The organism is Pseudomonas sp. B21-032, assembly GCF_024748965.1.
In the GTDB taxonomy this organism is placed as follows: Bacteria; Pseudomonadota; Gammaproteobacteria; order Pseudomonadales; family Pseudomonadaceae; genus Aquipseudomonas.
This window is the reverse complement of record NZ_CP087180.1, coordinates 3,143,161-3,157,144: the sequence shown is the minus strand read 5'-3', so window position 1 is coordinate 3,157,144 and position 13,984 is coordinate 3,143,161. Positions and strand designations below refer to the sequence as shown.

General features: G+C 61.6%; 17 protein-coding genes and 1 pseudogene. 6 read left to right on the top strand and 12 right to left on the bottom strand.

Annotated elements, in window-relative coordinates; translation table 11 throughout:
* Positions 1-2 precede the first annotated feature (2 nt).
* Both LOY54_RS27650 and LOY54_RS14585 read left to right on the top strand, forming a co-directional pair.
* The gene (locus LOY54_RS27650) at positions 3-353 is read left to right on the top strand and encodes a chitin binding peritrophin-A domain-containing protein (RefSeq protein WP_408980509.1); all 351 of its coding nucleotides are present in this window, start codon (positions 3-5) and stop codon (positions 351-353) included.
* A 234-nt stretch (positions 354-587) separates the two neighbouring features.
* A complete protein-coding gene (locus LOY54_RS14585; RefSeq protein ID WP_045198338.1) occupies positions 588-1,913 on the top strand; it encodes a sigma-54 dependent transcriptional regulator in 1,326 nt (441 codons plus the stop codon).
* Between the two features lie 59 nt (positions 1,914-1,972).
* On the opposite strand, the gene LOY54_RS14580 is transcribed toward LOY54_RS14585, so the two are convergent.
* The 6 genes from LOY54_RS14580 to LOY54_RS14555 all read right to left on the bottom strand — a co-directional run bounded on the left by LOY54_RS14580 (position 1,973) and on the right by LOY54_RS14555 (position 7,214).
* Entirely contained in the window at positions 1,973-3,253 is a 1,281-nt protein-coding gene (locus LOY54_RS14580) for a hypothetical protein (protein WP_045198339.1), read from the bottom strand.
* 46 nt (positions 3,254-3,299) lie between these two features.
* Positions 3,300-4,052 (bottom strand): hypothetical protein, encoded by a 753-nt coding sequence (locus tag LOY54_RS14575; protein WP_258606872.1) that lies wholly within the window; start codon positions 4,050-4,052, stop codon positions 3,300-3,302.
* A gap of 33 nt (positions 4,053-4,085) precedes the next feature.
* Positions 4,086-4,766 (bottom strand): C39 family peptidase, encoded by a 681-nt coding sequence (locus LOY54_RS14570; RefSeq protein WP_045198341.1) that lies wholly within the window; start codon positions 4,764-4,766, stop codon positions 4,086-4,088.
* 61 nt (positions 4,767-4,827) lie between these two features.
* Complete coding sequence (locus tag LOY54_RS14565; protein ID WP_258606870.1) at positions 4,828-6,144, bottom strand: heme utilization protein; 1,317 nt, start codon at positions 6,142-6,144, stop codon at positions 4,828-4,830.
* Between the two features lie 52 nt (positions 6,145-6,196).
* Positions 6,197-6,769: a hypothetical protein gene (locus LOY54_RS14560; RefSeq protein ID WP_045198343.1), complete on the bottom strand. Its 573-nt coding sequence runs from the start codon at positions 6,767-6,769 to the stop codon at positions 6,197-6,199.
* Between the two features lies 1 nt (position 6,770).
* Positions 6,771-7,214 carry a hypothetical protein gene (locus LOY54_RS14555; RefSeq protein WP_258606868.1) on the bottom strand — a complete coding sequence of 148 codons (444 nt, stop codon included), beginning with the start codon at positions 7,212-7,214 and terminating at the stop codon, positions 6,771-6,773.
* On the opposite strand from LOY54_RS14555, the gene LOY54_RS14550 reads away from it, so the two are divergent.
* Positions 7,192-7,548: a hypothetical protein gene (locus LOY54_RS14550; protein ID WP_258606866.1), complete on the top strand. Its 357-nt coding sequence runs from the start codon at positions 7,192-7,194 to the stop codon at positions 7,546-7,548. The two genes, LOY54_RS14555 and LOY54_RS14550, sit on opposite strands and share 23 nt — an antisense overlap.
* Here the strand turns inward: LOY54_RS14550 and LOY54_RS14545 are convergent.
* The 4 genes and pseudogenes from LOY54_RS14545 to LOY54_RS27640 all read right to left on the bottom strand — a co-directional run.
* Positions 7,538-8,062, bottom strand: a complete 525-nt coding sequence (locus LOY54_RS14545) for an AAA family ATPase (protein ID WP_093382326.1) — start codon at positions 8,060-8,062, stop codon at positions 7,538-7,540. The two genes, LOY54_RS14550 and LOY54_RS14545, sit on opposite strands and share 11 nt — an antisense overlap.
* Positions 8,059-8,625 carry a nicotinamide riboside transporter PnuC gene (gene pnuC, locus LOY54_RS14540; RefSeq protein WP_258606865.1) on the bottom strand — a complete coding sequence of 189 codons (567 nt, stop codon included), beginning with the start codon at positions 8,623-8,625 and terminating at the stop codon, positions 8,059-8,061. Before pnuC ends, LOY54_RS14545 begins: the two co-directional genes overlap by 4 nt.
* 112 nt (positions 8,626-8,737) lie before the next feature.
* Positions 8,738-9,472 (bottom strand): methyl-accepting chemotaxis protein, encoded by a 735-nt coding sequence (locus tag LOY54_RS27645; RefSeq protein ID WP_371128679.1) that lies wholly within the window; start codon positions 9,470-9,472, stop codon positions 8,738-8,740.
* Positions 9,473-9,595: 123 nt separating this feature from the next.
* Positions 9,596-10,282, bottom strand: a pseudogene (locus LOY54_RS27640) (cache domain-containing protein); the annotation flags it as partial.
* 392 nt (positions 10,283-10,674) lie between these two features.
* Here LOY54_RS27640 and LOY54_RS14530 point away from each other — a divergent pair.
* Both LOY54_RS14530 and LOY54_RS14525 read left to right on the top strand, forming a co-directional pair.
* Entirely contained in the window at positions 10,675-11,505 is an 831-nt protein-coding gene (locus LOY54_RS14530) for an undecaprenyl-diphosphate phosphatase (protein WP_093382336.1), read from the top strand.
* Position 11,506: 1 nt separating this feature from the next.
* On the top strand, positions 11,507-11,953 hold the full coding sequence (locus LOY54_RS14525) for a DUF1294 domain-containing protein (RefSeq protein WP_093382340.1): 447 nt from the start codon (positions 11,507-11,509) through the stop codon (positions 11,951-11,953).
* Here LOY54_RS14525 and LOY54_RS14520 read toward each other — a convergent pair.
* Both LOY54_RS14520 and LOY54_RS14515 read right to left on the bottom strand, forming a co-directional pair.
* Positions 11,946-12,305, bottom strand: coding sequence for an MmcQ/YjbR family DNA-binding protein (locus tag LOY54_RS14520; protein WP_093382345.1), 360 nt, complete (start codon positions 12,303-12,305; stop codon positions 11,946-11,948). The genes LOY54_RS14525 and LOY54_RS14520 overlap by 8 nt on opposite strands.
* Complete coding sequence (locus tag LOY54_RS14515) at positions 12,298-13,206, bottom strand: LysR substrate-binding domain-containing protein (protein ID WP_258606864.1); 909 nt, start codon at positions 13,204-13,206, stop codon at positions 12,298-12,300. The genes LOY54_RS14520 and LOY54_RS14515 overlap by 8 nt, the downstream gene beginning before the upstream one ends.
* Positions 13,207-13,334: 128 nt before the next feature.
* Between LOY54_RS14515 and LOY54_RS14510 the strand changes: the two genes are divergently transcribed.
* Entirely contained in the window at positions 13,335-13,946 is a 612-nt protein-coding gene (locus LOY54_RS14510) for an FMN-dependent NADH-azoreductase (RefSeq protein WP_093382354.1), read from the top strand.
* Positions 13,947-13,984: the final 38 nt, after the last annotated feature.

Here is a 13,984-nt window from a genome sequence, read left to right as displayed (position 1 = left end):
TCATGTCATACCGTTCACGTCGTACCTTGGGGCGTCTGGTAGTTGCATCAGCATTCACCTTGTTAGCAGGCTGCAGCTCATCCGGAGGCGTCAGCAACGAAGAGGTTCAGGTCAGCTGTGCGGCGGTCGGGGCGGGTTATCATCCAGACCCCAGCGATTGCACGCGCTATTTCAAGTGTCAGCTAATAAGTGGGCAGTGGTATCGCTTTTCCTACGCCTGCCCGGCCGGCAACTTCTATTCCCCGTCGGCCCAGCGATGCGTGACGGCCAGCAGTTGCCCGAGTGCCGCTCAACCCCCCGCCACCGGCCAGCTCGATCCGGGCTTGCCCGAACGCCGCCAGCTGGTACGCTGAATACTGAGGATCCAGGCGTTCTAGCGTCAGCAAAATTTTAAGGTTGCCGCAGGGGTACCGACCCGGTATCCAGCTCGTTGCGGCGCCGCCTTTGACCGCAATTGCTCGACAAATACTCCCTTCCAGCAGACAGACGGTAGTGGGCGATTGACGCATCGTTGCTACTGTTAAAACGGGCCTGCCAACACACTGTTTCTATTTAAAATTCCAACTATTGGCGCCAAGGAATAGGTCATGCTAGAGCCTGCATCCAACCGCCGCCTGCTGATCGTCGATCCTTGCGATGACTGCCATCGTCTATTGCCTGGCTTGCGCAGTGTGGGCTGGGATGTGCACAGCTGTACCTTGAACTCGGCCCTGGAACATCCCTGCGACGTCGGGTTGCTGCGTTTGCAGGCCTCGCACCTGCAGCACCCGGATGCGGTCAAGGATTTGATCAGCCGCAGCAATACTGAATGGATCGCCGTACTCAGTCCGCAGGAGCTGCGGGCGCAGAATGTCGGCGATTTTGTCTGCGAATGGTTTTTTGACTTTCATACCTTGCCCTTTGATGTCTCGCGGGTACAGGTCACCCTTGGCCGCGCGTTCGGCATGGCGCGCCTGCGCGGCAAGGGCTATGTGCATGTCGATGAACCGGAGCACGAACTGCTCGGTGACAGCCGGCCGATTCGCGAACTGCGCAAGCTGCTGAGCAAGCTGGCACCCACCGAGTCTCCGGTGCTGATTCGCGGCGAGAGCGGCACCGGCAAGGAGCTGGTGGCGCGTACCTTGCATCGCCAGTCTCAGCGCCGTGACAAACCCTTCGTGCCGATCAACTGCGGCGCCATCCCCGAGCACCTGATCCAGTCCGAGCTGTTCGGCCACGAGAAAGGCGCCTTCACCGGCGCCCATCAACGCAAGATCGGCCGTATCGAAGCCGCCCACGGTGGCACGCTGTTTCTCGATGAAATTGGTGACCTGCCGCTGGAGCTGCAGGCCAATCTGCTGCGCTTTTTACAAGAAAAACACATCGAACGGGTCGGCGGCAGCCAGCCGATAGCCGTCGATGTGCGGGTACTGGCAGCGACCCACGTCGACCTGGAAAAAGCCATCGACAGCGGGCGCTTTCGCGAAGACCTGTATTACCGCCTGAATGTTCTGCAGGTGGTCACCGCGCCGCTGCGCGACCGCCATGGCGACCTGTCGATGCTGGCCAGTCATTTCTCGCACTTCTACAGCCTGGAAACCGGCCGCCGGCCTCGCTCCTTCAGCGAAGACGCCCTGGTGGCCATGGGCAAGCACGACTGGCCCGGCAACGTCCGTGAGCTGGCCAACCGCGTGCGCCGCGGCCTGGTTCTGGCCGAAGGCCGGCAGATCGAGGCACAGGATCTGGGCTTGCTGGGCCAGCACGAGTTCGCCCCGAGCATGGGCACCCTTGAAGACTACAAGCACCGGGCCGAGCGCCAGGCCTTGTGCGACGTGCTCAACCGCCACAGCGACAACCTGAGCATCGCAGCCAAGGTGCTGGGGGTTTCCCGGCCGACCTTTTACCGGCTGCTGCACAAGCACCAGATTCGTTGAGTCGTGACCAATGCGGATGAAAAAGCCCGCCGAAGCGGGCTTTTTCATGGCTGTGAACCTTAGAAGTAGTAAGGGAATTTCAGACTGAAGGAGAAATCCGGCGAGTCGTCGGTCAGGCCAATGGACAGGTTGGGGACGATGGTCAGGTTGTCGGTGGCGGCCAGGGTCATGCCGATGTTGAAGTTGGCCGCGTTGTAGTCGCTGCTGGGCACCGATTGCCAGTCACCGCCATCGGGTTTGATCTTGCTCTTGCTGGCAAACTGGTCAGTGAACGAGAACGACATACTCATCTTCTCGTTCAGGGCAAAGGCGATACCGGCGCCAATCTGCCAGGAGTCGCCCAGTTTCACGTCACCTGCGACCTTGGTGTTGATCGTCGGGCTGATGTCGCTGAACGAGTCCTGCATGTTGTAGGTATACGACAGGCTGCCGAACAGCACCGCCGGGTCGAAGGTCTTGACCAGCGAGATACCCGGTGTAATCGCCCAGACACCGTTGCCGGTGGGCAGGCTCTCAGGCACCGAGAGGTTGTCGTTGGTCGGGTCGTTGACCAGCTTGATGCCGTAGGGGTCTTTGCCGGTGGGGGCCTTGACCCGCAGGGTGGCGACCGCGTCGGGCCAGTTTTCCGACTCATCGAGGAACTTGTAGGCAATGCCGACGTTGACATCGCCAATGGTTGGATCGCGCCTGACGGTCGCATCGGAAGTAACCGGGCCGGCACCGCCGGCGCCGCCGGAGGAATAGGTGGATTCACGGTAGATCACCGGCACGTTGATATCGAACTGCCAACGCTGATCGAGGTTGTAGCGGGCGGTCAGGTCCAGGGTCCAGTTGTCGGCCTTGATGCGGTCGAGGTTGATGTTGCCGAGGAAGATCGAGTCCAGCGCCAGAAAACCGTTGAGGACCAGGGCGCGGGTGTCGTAGTGGGTGTAGGTCAGGCCGGTTTCGACGCTGAACCTGCCGCCACCAAAAAAGCCGCTGGCTTCGTCATACAGGTTGGAAACGCTTTGCGCCGGTTCCGAGTCGTCTTTGAGCGACTGCCCATAGGAGCTGCCGGTGGTTCCCGGCGCACCGGTGGCCACGGTCTGGCCGCCCTTGACGGTTTCGGCGGGGGATTTGGTCAGGCGTCTGGGCGCGGGTGCTGCCGGTGCTGTTTCGACCTGGCGAACGCGCTGTTCAAGGACCATCAACGCGTTCTGCTGGGCTTCGTAGCGTTGTTTCAACTCCATGAGTTCTTGTTTTAGTGCTTCGACCTGGGGGTCGGCTGCTGCGTAGAGCAATGTGGCCGGGGTCAGGCTACTCAAACAGACAATAGCTCTGAAGGTTAACGATCGGTGCATGGGTTAGCCGTCCCTTCTGACTACAAGTGATGAGACAGAGCGTAGATCAGAAACCGAGAGTGCGAAGGCCTTTGAGCTGGTCCAGGTTACCGTTCAGCGCCCCGGCGCTCGGCACGTTGTCACGCAGCACGACGTTCAGGGAGGTGAGGTTGCTGACCTTGTTGCCAGCGCCGAGCAAGGTGGTGTTCTGCATCAGCCCACCCTGGGCCAGGCGCTGCACGGTGCTGCCCTGGTTGTTGTTGGCGATGATGTTGAATTGCACGCCGCTGCCGGTTGAGGACACACTCAGCGAACCTGCGCCGTTGGCGCCGACCAGGGTGGAACCTGCGGCCAGGGCCTCGCCCTGTGGCTGCGTGGCTGCTGTGGGCGCCTGGTTGGCCTTGGTGACGTTGATATCGACGTTGTTGTAGGCGCTGTTGTTGTCGCCGGCGGCGCGCACCACCTGGGTCACGCCCTCGGTGCTGTTGAGGCCACTGCCACCGGTGACGCTACCGCTGCCGACACTCTGCGAGCGCGCCGCGCCGCTGCCTTTTTCGTCGATCATCGACACGTAGAACTGCGGCTTGATCGTCGTTTGCTGGATTTGCATCGAAGACCTGGCGCCAATCACTTCGCCATTGGCGTTTTGCCAGGTGCTGCTCATGACAATGCCAAAGCTGATGATCCGCCCGGGCATGACAAAGCGGCCGCGCAGGTTGGCCAGTTCCTGATCCTTCAGTTCAATGGGCTTGAGCGTCTGGGCCTGGGTTGGCAGGCTGGCGGCCAAGCAAAGCACGGCGAGCCAGATAGAAGTCTTCATGGGATGCTCCCGGAGCCTCATGCTCCCTTGTCATTAGAAGAAGTCGCTTTGGATGAAGCCGAAATCCATCAACTCAGCGTCTTGCACCGGGGTGAAGGTATTGATGCGGTTCTTGGCCGTGAGCGGCAGTGGTGGGTCGAGCAAGGCGTTGGCCTTGTCGTAGCCCCGGCCGATGACGGCGAAGAGAATGCCGTTCCAGCCTTTGACGAAGTCTTCGATCTTGTAGCGTTTATGGCCGAGCACCGGGTCGCCGATGTACACCCAGCCGTTGTGGACTTTCTGCATGACCACGAAGTGCTTGTAGCCGCGCACGTCCATCAGCACCACCACCGGAATGCGCACGCTCTGCAAGGCGTCCAGTTGTACCCGGTAACCGCGGGCGCGCATCCCGAGGCTTTCGACGTAGCGCTTCATGTCGAGCATGGAAAAGCCCTGGACCCGCACCACATCATGGTCGGAGTGGGCGAGCATGCCTTCGATGATCTGTTCTTCGCTGACGTCCAGCCAGTAGGCCTGGCGCAAGATGGTCGCCAATGCCGCGGCGCCACAGCTGAAATCGGTTTTCTGTTGCACCAGGTCGGCGAATTTGCGTTCACGTACGCTCTGGATGGGCTTGAACACCACCGCACCACCCGGTAATACCGAAAGCGGCAATTGCGCCGCTTCGCTGATGCTGCTCAGGCAGAGCAAAAATGCCAAGGCGATAACGCGCATGTCCGACGCCCCCTGATGGTGTTGAAAAAGGCCCCCGAAGGGGGCCTCCAGATCACAGCATTTACATCGAGGTGTTGGAGATGGCCAGCGAGTTGCTTTGCTGGTTGCCCACACCGGCTGCTACGTTGACGCCCAGGTTGCCGCTGCCGCCGTTCACCGAACCGCTCAGGGTTGCAGTGTTGGTTACAGGGTTGGCCCAGCCGGTTGGAGTCAGCACTTGATAAGAGAAAGTATTGCTCAAATCGTAAGAGCTGCTTTCACTGTAGCTTTTCGCTTTGTTGTACTCAGACTCGGAGGATTTGCTGCCCGATTTTTCGAACGAAGAATCGAAGGCTTTTTCGAACGAAGAGCTCTCGGACTTATTGTGCGAAGAGCTGGACTCTTTGTTCCACGACTTGTCGATATCAACATCCAGCGAGGCAGTCAGCGAAGCATCGGCCGACTGCGAGCTGCTGCCGCTGTGATGACGGCCATAGTCGTAGGACGAGTTTCTGCTGGCTTCAACCGATGCATCCAGCGAAGCGGTCAGAGAAGCACTGCTCGAGCCGCTGGCTTCATGGTTTTTAGAGCCGCTAGCTTCGGAGTTGTGCGAGCCGCTGGCATTGAAGCTGTTGGCGCCGGCGAGCTCGAAGCTCGAAGAGTTGCTCTTGCTGCCGCTGGCTTCCATGGACTTGTCGTAGGAAGCGCTGCCACTGGCGGTTTTGGTCACCGTCAGGGTATCGACACGATAGGTACGGTCAGCGTTGTTGTTGACGGTCAGGCCAGGGCCGCTTTGCTCGGCAGAGGCGGTGGCGGTTGCGTTACCCAGTGCAGCGTTGGTATTGGCAATTGCCATGGTGTTTTTCTGTTGGTTCAGGTCGCCACCGGCAATGTTGATGCCCATGTTGCCGCTGCCGTTGTTGCCCGAACCGCCCATGACCGCCGAGTTGGTGCTGCCGTAGTTGTCGACCCGGTTGTTGTTGCTGTATTGCGAGACCTTGGCGGTCGCCGTTGCGTTGCCGAACACGAAGGTGTTGTCGATTGCCGAGTTGTCGGTGGCGGCGTTGGCGATGGCGGCGGCGTTGTCTTGCTGGTTGCCGGCACCGGCGGCCACGTTGACGCCGACGTTACCGCTGGTGCCGGTGGCCGAGCTGCTCATTTCGGCTTCGTTCACAGTGCCTTCGTTGCGGATGCGGTTGTTGGTGCTGCTTTGCTTGTCCCACGCGTTGGCGGTCGCGTTGATCGAGATTTTGGTGGGAGGAGGAGGGGTGTGGTGGCCATTGTTGTGATGACCGTTATGGCCATGGCCACGTGGTTCGTTCTGCCCAGCTTGTACAGCAACAGCCATGACCGCAGCAATTGCGAAAACCAGAGGCTTGAGTGCCATCGAAGGTTTCATGGTGATTCTCCGTACTTTATTTTAGGTTAAGTGTTGTTCCTAGCTGTTTGGGTCAGTCCGCGACCCGGATGCTCAGGGTGTTGGCCGTTCGGTTTCCCACCCCGGCACTCTGATTCAGCTGAATCACCCCACGGCTACCGGTGAAGGCCTGGTCACTGGTAGTGACCTGGCGAAAGCCGGGTGCGGAGTCAGCTGAGTCGGAGTTGTTGAGCAGCGCCACGTTCTGTTGCATGAGGACGCTGTCGTCGATACTTTGCGGACCGGAACTGATGCTGATCCGCATGGCGTTGGCTTGCTGGTTGCTGGCCCCGGCACTCTGGTTGACGCCCAGGGCGCCGCTGCCGTGGCTGAAAGAGTTGCCCTGGATGTTCGACTGGGCATCGATGCTCGGGTCTACCGTTGTGCGCAGGCGCTGGCGGATCTGGGTACTGGCGCTGGCGCCATGGCCCACCGCGATGGCCCGGGCGTTGGCCTGTTGCTGCTGATCGCCGGCAGCCTGGTTGACCGTGAGGTTGCCCTGGTACTGGGCACCGGAATTGTCGATGTTGGCGTTATTGACGACGGGGGGCTGGGCGAAGGCCGGTACACTGCAGAACATGGCCAGAATCAGCAACGAGTGCTTCATCTCACTTGCCTCCGGTGAGGATCTGCAGGGGCGCGAGGCCTTTCTGCACGCTGGAATTGACCATGTTGGAGATGCCGTTGCCGGAGTTGCCGGAACGTCCACCGGCCAGGTTCGGCAGTTGCGTCTGGTTATTGATGTTGCTGCCCAGGTTATTGGTCTGCTGGGTGACCATGGCGCCGATTCCCGAGCCGCTGGTGATCGAGGCAAAATCGCCGTCGCTCAGCTCGTTGGTTTGCTTGAGGATCTGCGCCGACGGGTTGGTGTTGACCGTGGTCGGATAAGGGTCGGGCGCCAGCGGTGGGCGCATGGCGTTGCGTGGTTGCACATCGCGGGTGATGACGACGATGCCGTTTTCGGCCTGGACCGGCAGGCTCAAGCTCAGGCTTGAACTCACTGCACAGGCAAGCAGCAGGAGGCGGTAGATGCCTTTATCAATCTTTCCCACGATGGCAATTCCTTCTTATGGTGCGCTGGCCCTGTTCAGCGTTGCGAAGAAGAGAGCAGAAGGTGTGCCGGTTTTTATTTATCAAGCGAAAACAATGGCTTGGTTTTATGCTTGGCCAGGGTCAAAAAAATGTTGTAACGCCGCTGAGACACCGGCGCTGTTCAGCGCCTTATACTGCGGGCGCCACGGCCCGGCAACAGGCGTGCCCGGGGATTGTTTCAGCGGCTTAACACTTTTCTCCGGGCTCGGGCTGGCCGCTTTAGCTCGCGGCTTTGCGCAGGTGAGAGTGTTTCAGGAATGGACACTGTGCAGCGCGCAGCTGCTCAGGTCTTGAGCAACTGCGCAACTGCGGCAAAGGCTGCGCGCCGGCGCTGCGCCCAGTCGCCTTGCACGACCTGGAACGCTTGCTGGTGCTGCGCCAGCCACTCGCCCGTGGCATTGAAAAACGCCATACGTTCGGCCAGCAGCGGCTGGCAACGCTGGCCATCGTCGTGCCAGGCAACGGCCTCGGGGCTGAGCAGCAAGTGCAGGTCGTAGTGACGGGCCAGCAGCGCCTGTTCCAGCCACGCCGGGCAATCGCCGAACAGCGTGCGGCTCCAGAGCATGTTGCTCAGCAGGTGGGTGTCGAGGATCAGCAGCGCCGGTTGCCGCGCTCGCGCGGCGTCTTCCCAGGCCAACTGCCCGCGGGCAATGGCCGGGATGTCGGCATAGCAGGTGTCACGCGCCTGCTCGTCAATGAAGTGGCGCACGTACTCGCCCACCCGTTCGCCACCGAAATGCGCCTGGATTTCGGAGCTGAGCCAGCTTTTACCGCTGGATTCAGGGCCGGTGAGGACCACTACCTTCATGCGTAGGTCAACGCCGGATCGCGTCGCCAGTCGCGCCAGCCCTGTACCGCGATCAAGGTGAACAGGGCATAGAGCGCGGCGGTCAGGTACATGGCCTTGGACAGGAACAGACCGACGAAAACCACATCAAGCACCACCCACAGCGGCCAGCATTGCAGGCGCTTTTGCGCCATCCACCATTGCGCCACCAGGCTGAAACCGGTCAGCGCGGCGTCCAGCCAGGGGTGGGCGGCGTCTGTCCAGGTGGCCATGGCCGCGCCCAGGCCGAGGCTGCCGAGCAAGCCAATGCCCAGGCCAAAGGCAACCGAATGCGCCGGCAACAGGCTGACCTGGCGAGCTTCGCGCGTGCTGCCCGGCCGTGTCCATTGCCACCAGCCATAAAGCTGCAGCACGGCATACACCAGTTGCAGGAGCATGTCCGAGTACAGCTTCACGTCATAGAAGACCCAGGTGTACAGCAACACCATCACCAGGCCGATCGGCCAGCACCAGGGGTTCTGTTTGGTCGTGAGCCACACGGCGATAACGCCGAGCACGGCGGCGAACAGTTCGAGGCCGGACATCGGCGTTCCTTGGCGGGTTCGAGGGTAGGGCGGGGATTGTACCTTGTGGCACGCCAAGCGCCACTAGTGCGCTGGCGAAGTAGCCGCAGGTACGCTCCCCGGGGCCCAACTGTCAGACCCGGAACTGACTGAGCGTTCGATCCAGCTGCTCGCTCAGGCGGTTCAAAGCCACGCCGGCACTGCTCGACTGCTGTGCGGCCGTTGCCGTCTGACGCGACAGGTCGGCCGTCTCGGTAACGTTGCGGTTGATCTCCTCGACCACATGGGACTGCTGCAGGGTAGCGCTGGCAATCGAGGCATTGAGCGCGGTCAGGTTGTGCAGCGCCTGGCTGATGGCGTCCAGGCTGACTCCGGCTTCGCTGGCTTGTTCGACGGTCTGGCGCGAGGCTTCGCTGCTGGCGTCGATGGCTTTCACGGCCGCCTCGGACTGGCCTTGCAGGTGTTCGATCATGCTCTGGATTTCGGCGGTGGACTGTTGGGTGCGCTGGGCCAGCAGGCGCACTTCGTCGGCCACCACGGCAAAGCCGCGGCCCTGTTCACCGGCCCGCGCCGCTTCAATGGCGGCGTTCAAGGCCAGCAGGTTGGTCTGTTCGGCAATCGAGCGGATCACTTCCAGTACGCTGCCGATGCGCGTGCTCTGACCGGCCAGGGCGCGGATTACCTGCACCGCTTCATCGATGGTCGTCGATAGTTGGTCGATGCGCTGCAGGCTGCCGTGGATGCTGTGTTGCCCCTGTTCGGCGCGCAACTGGGCGTCATGCATTTCGCTGGACGCCTGTTCGGCATTCTTCGCCACATCCTGCACGGCGTAGGTCACTTCGTTGATGGCCGTGGCCACTTGCTCCATTTGCTGGGATTGCTGCTCGCTGCGCTGCTGGGCCTGGCCGGCGTTGTTGCCCACATCGCTGGCCGATTGCGCCAGGGCATGCACCGCGCCCTGCAACTGGCTGATCACGCCCTGCAACTTACCGGTAAAGCTGTTGAAGTGGATGCCCAGCTGGGTGACTTCATCGTTGCCGTGGGTATCCAGGCGCCGGGTCAGGTCGCTCTCGCCACTGGCAATGGTGGCCATGGCATCGACCGCTTCCTGCAGCGGCCGGGCGATACTGCGGGCAATCAGCACCACCAGCAGGGTCATGACCAGGGCGATGCCCAGGCCGAGGATCGAGGCATCGCGCAACTGGCGCAAAAACTCGTCCTGCATGTCATCGATGTAAACGCCCGAACCGATCACCCAGCCCCACGGCTTGAACAGCTGCACGTAGGAGGTCTTTTTCACCGGCTCGCTGGCGCCGGGCTTGGGCCAGCGGTAGTCGATGCTGCCGGCGCCCTTGGCCTTGGCCAGGGCGGCCATTTCGTTGAACAGGGCAAAGCCGTCCGGGTCGCGGATTGCCGAAAGGTCCTGGCCGTCGAGCTTGGGGTTGGTCGGATGCATGATCATCTTCGGCCCCAGGTCGTTGATCCAGAAATAGTCATTCTGATCGTAACGCAGGCCGCGCACCGCGCTCAGGGCCTGTTGCTGGGCCGCGTCGCGGCTCAATGTGCCGGCTGCTTCCAGCCCTTGGTAATACGCCAGCACGCCAGCGGCGGTTTCTACCACATGGCGGGTTTTTTCCGCCTTGGCCTGGTACAGGTCGCCATGAATCTGGCGCAGCATCAGCAAACCGAGGGTTACCAGCATCACCACTGCCACTACCAGGATCAGCCACAAACGCCGGCTGATCGACATACTGCGAAGAGTCTTCATGGAATGCTTACCTCGAGTTCTTTTTTATTGTTGCCCACATCCAAGCATGCTTTGCCTCCCGCCACCTACTCGACCAAGGACTAAGTGCTTGATTCGTTGAGGTCTGTTGCGTCGTCCCAGCAGCGTTTATCCGAGAGGTCTGATAGGATTTCGGCCTCGACGGGATAAACCTGAAGGCCGCGTGAACTTTTCTGCTGGCTTTGCGACCAACTGTCGCTGTAAAACGGCCAGGCGCTGAACAGCCATTGGCAACTAAAAGACTATAAAGGGGCATGCCACAGGCATTGCCCCACGGGGGAAGCATGGATCTTTGGACCGGCCTGCAGGCTGTCATTCTAGGTATTGTCGAAGGCTTGACGGAGTTCTTGCCGATCTCCAGTACCGGCCACCAGATTGTCGTGGCCGACCTGATCAATTTCGGTGGTGAGCGGGCCATGGCCTTCAACATCATCATCCAGCTGGGCGCGATCCTGGCGGTGGTCTGGGAATTTCGCCGCAAGATCTTCGAGGTGGTGGTGGGGCTGCCGCGTCAGCGTGAGGCCCAGCGCTTTACGGTCAATCTGCTGATCGCCTTCATGCCGGCGGTGGTGCTGGGGGTGCTGTTTGCCGACCTGATCCATGAGTACCTGTTCAACCCCATCACCGTGGCCGCAGCGCTGGTGGTTGGCGGCGTGATCATGCTCTGGGCCGAGCGCCGCGAGCATGTGATCCGCGTTGACCAGGTCGACGACATGCGCTGGTCCGACGCCCTGAAGATTGGTTGCGCTCAGTGCCTGGCGATGATTCCGGGTACTTCGCGCTCCGGCTCGACCATCATTGGCGGCCTGCTGTTCGGCCTGTCGCGCAAAGCAGCCACCGAGTTCTCGTTCTTCCTGGCCATGCCGACCATGGTCGGTGCGGCGGTGTATTCGGGCTACAAGTACCGCGATCTGTTCCAGCCAGACGACTTCCCGGTGTTCGCCATCGGCTTTGTGGTCTCGTTCATCTTCGCCATGATCGCGGTACGCGGCCTGCTCAAGTTCATCGCCAACCACAGTTACGCGGCCTTTGCCTGGTACCGTATCGTGTTCGGTTTGATCATCCTCGGCACCTGGCTGTTCGGCTGGGTCGACTGGACCACGGCGCACGGTTGAGATGAGCCGTAGCCCAAGCCAGCCGCGCCGCGCAGCCCAAACCAGTGGCGCCCTGCAAAACCCCCGCAGCAAGTTGCTGGCCTTTGTCGGCTTGTGCCTGCTGCCGGTGGGCGGCGCTTTGCAGATGCTTTTGAGCGGGCAATCCTGGCTACCGGCCGTGGCCTACCCGTTGGCCAGCCTGGTGAGTTTCGTGCTGTATTGGCGCGACAAGCAGCAGGCCCGCAATCAGGCCTGGCGCACGCCAGAGAAAGTCCTCCACGCCAGTGAGCTGTGCGGCGGCTGGCCGGGCGCCTTGCTGGCCCAGCAACGCTTTCGGCACAAGACCCGCAAACTGTCGTTTCAGCTCAGTTTCTGGGCCATTGTCGGCGTGCATCAGTTGTTCTGGATCGACCACCTGCTGCTCGGCGGCCGCTGGCTTGGCGCTGCCCTGGCGCCAATCCTCAGATAAGCAAGCCTGGCTGCAGGCGCTTGGGCAGGCGCCGGACCACCAGTTGATGGGAGCGTTGCAGCAGTTCGGTCAGCTCGGCGCGGCCCATGGGGTAGGGCGGTGCCATGCTGACCCAGTGCGCCCGCGCAAGGTAAGGCGCCGGGCGCACGCCGGGGCGGTCGACGTAGCCGAGAAACAGCTCGCTATCGACCTTGAACGACAACCCGGCGCCGCCCAGGTCAAGCACGGCAAACATCTTGTTGCCGGCCACCGAGAACACCCGGATGCCGCCCCATTTGTAGTCTTCGCGCGCACCCGGCAGGCTCAGGCAGAAGGCTGCGACCTGTTCTTCGCTGATTTTCTTGTCAGACATAACGCTCCCCGCATTGGGCAAATTCCGCGACCAGGTGATCGATCCATACCCGCACCGCCGGCAGCAGCCCGCGCCGATGGGGGTAGACCGCCTGCAGATAACCGCCGGGCAGCGACCAGTCTGGCAGCAGGCGCACCAGCTCGCCACGTTCGAGTTCTTCTTCGCAGTGCATGATCGGCAGCGTGGTAAAGCCAAGGCCGGCGACAGCGGCGGCTTTGCGCACGACAAAGTCGTCGATCGCCAGGCGTGCCTCCAGGGCCAGTTCGTGCTTGTGGCCCTGGCCATCGAGCAGGCGCAGATGCACCAGGCGGTCGGCATCCACCGCACCGAGTACCGGCAGGCTGGCCAGGTCTTGCGGGTGATCGAGCGCCTGCGCGGCGGCAAACTGCGGGGCGGCCACCAGCAGCATTTGCGCCTGACGCAGGCGCCGGGTGACCAGCGCCGGGTCTTCATCGCCCAGGTCGCGCACTCGCAGGGCAACGTCGACACCTTCGGTGATCAGGTCAACGCGGCGGTTGAGCAGGATCATGTCCAGTTGCACCTGCGGGTATTGCTGCAGGAAGCGGCTGATCACGTTCGGTAAAAATTCATGGGCCAGGCCCACCGGGCACGACACCCGCAAGCGCCCGCGCGGTTCGCTGGTCATGCTCGCCACCGCTTCGTCGGCCATTTCCGCCTCCAGCAGCATGGCCTGGCAGTGGCGCAAATAACGTTCACCCACGGCCGTCAGCTTCAACTGGCGTGTGGTGCGTTGCAGCAGGCGCGTGCCCAGGCGCTCTTCGAGTTCGGCGATACGCCGCGACAGGCGTGATTTGGGAATCCCGAGCACACGGCCAGCGGCGGCAAAACCACCAACTTCGACCACCCGGGCGAAGTAGAACAGATCATTGAGGTCTTGCATGTGCGTCACCATTGTCCTGCCAGTAGGACAAACTAACGCATTTTTGCTGACTTATCAGCTATTCGCCACCCAAGTAGGATTCTCCCCATCGTGATCGCCCACTCGCGGTCTTCATTCAGGAGAGTCCCATGAAACTGTTGCATATCGATTCGAGCATCCTGGGCGATAATTCCGCCTCCCGTCAGCTGAGCCGCAGCGTGGTTGAAGCCTGGAAAGCCGCCGAGCCGTCGCTGCAAGTCACTTACCGTGACCTGGCCGGCGACGCCATCAGCCACTTCTCGGCCGCGACCCTGGTCGCCGCCGGTACCCCGGAAGAACTGCGCGACGCCGCCCAGCAGCATGAAGCCAAGCTCAGCGCCGAAACCCTGCAGGAGTTTCTCGACGCCGACGCCGTGGTACTGGCCGCACCCATGTACAACTTCACCGTACCGACCCAGCTCAAGGCCTGGATTGACCGCGTCGCAGTGGCCGGCAAGACCTTCCGCTACACCGAAGCCGGCCCTGAAGGCCTGTGCGGCAACAAAAAGGTGATCCTGGTATCGACCGCAGGCGGCCTGCACGCCGGCCAGCCTACCGCGGTCGGCCATGAAGAGTTCCTCAAGGTGTTCCTTGGTTTCATCGGCATCACCGACCTGGAAATCGTCCGTGCCCACGGTCTGGCTTATGGCGATGAGCACCGGGCCAAGGCCCTGAACGCCGCGCAAGTGCAGATCAGCACCGACCTGTTCGTCGCCGCCTGATCTCTGGGCCAGCAATCAAACCGACTGTCGGCAGTGCC